This is a genomic window from Rhodococcus sp. EPR-134 (assembly GCF_001647205.1).
GTDB classification, from domain to species: domain Bacteria; phylum Actinomycetota; class Actinomycetes; order Mycobacteriales; family Mycobacteriaceae; genus Rhodococcus_F; species Rhodococcus_F qingshengii.
Genome location: NZ_LVCT01000146.1, coordinates 1 through 1,023, shown reverse-complemented (window position 1 = coordinate 1,023; position 1,023 = coordinate 1). Strand labels below are relative to the sequence as shown.

The window sequence follows — 1,023 nt, the reverse complement described above, 5'->3', positions numbered from 1 at the left end:
GACCACCAGGTCCTTCTCGAGCTTGGTGTTGAATGCGACGCCGACGACGGTGTTACCCGCGAATTGTGCCTCGGCACCTTCGACTTCGAGCTTCGGCAAGAGATCGGCGAAAGTGGCCGGTGTGACGCCCGAGTCCGGTGCCAACGTGATCGCAACGGCCGCCATGGATCCGTCGTTCGAGAGCAGGCTGGCCTTGGCCGCGGCGTCTGTTCCCCAATACGACTTCACCGACGCGGTCGGCACTTCCGTTTTGAACTGGTCGACGGCGGCCGTTACTGCCGGCCCGATGTCGTCCAGAGTCTTGCCGTCCGTGGGCGAGTAGATCGCGATGATGTCCGGGGTCTGCGGTCCGAGATTGTCTTCGATGATGTCGGCGACCTTCGCGGAGTCGCTGCCCGGATCTATGAAGCCGCCCTGGCTGAGCTTGCCGAACACTCCGAGTCCCCACACCCCACTGATGAGAACTATCAGAACCGCGAGGCTCAGTACCCACCATTTCCGGGCGACGACGGTTTGGGCCCAGCGTGTCATGTATCAACTCCGGTGTGTGGGGGCGTCTGGCCAGATCGACTGTAGTGGGCGTTTGGTCTTGAATCGGAAACGTCATGCATACTGCTCGAAGCACTTGCAAGCCACGCGTGTGGGGGAAGCCGGTCCGAATCCGGCGCTGACCCGCAACGGTAGGTCGATTCTCGGTAGTCACCGAGTGTCGGCAAGCCCGATTACCCGCCGCGCGGTGTGCGACATCCATTCGTCGTGGTCTACGAAAAGGAAGTCCAGCAGGAGCTCTGGCCGAGGATCAGCGTGCGGGCGGAGTTGTCTGTCGGATTCTCATTCGTGGCTCAGAGCCCTTACGAGGTCCCCGTGTCACTTCAGTTCTCCCCGTCCCGCGCCGCCGCTGTTCTCATCGCGGTCGCCTTGGTTTCGGCAGGTTGTTCCAAAGGCGAAGCGGCTGGTGGTTCTTCAACCACCGAATCCTTTACGCAGCCGGTTTCCATCACGAACTGCGATCGAGAAGTAACA

At 61.3% G+C, this 1,023-nt stretch carries 1 protein-coding gene and 1 riboswitch; the gene reads right to left on the bottom strand.

Annotated features, from left to right (window positions below; translation table 11 throughout):
• On the bottom strand, positions 1–531 hold a 531-nt coding region (locus A2J01_RS06520), incomplete at its 3' end, for an MMPL family transporter (RefSeq protein WP_156519196.1).
• Positions 532–602: 71 nt separating this feature from the next.
• Positions 603–748: riboswitch (cobalamin riboswitch) on the top strand.
• Positions 749–1,023: the final 275 nt, after the last annotated feature.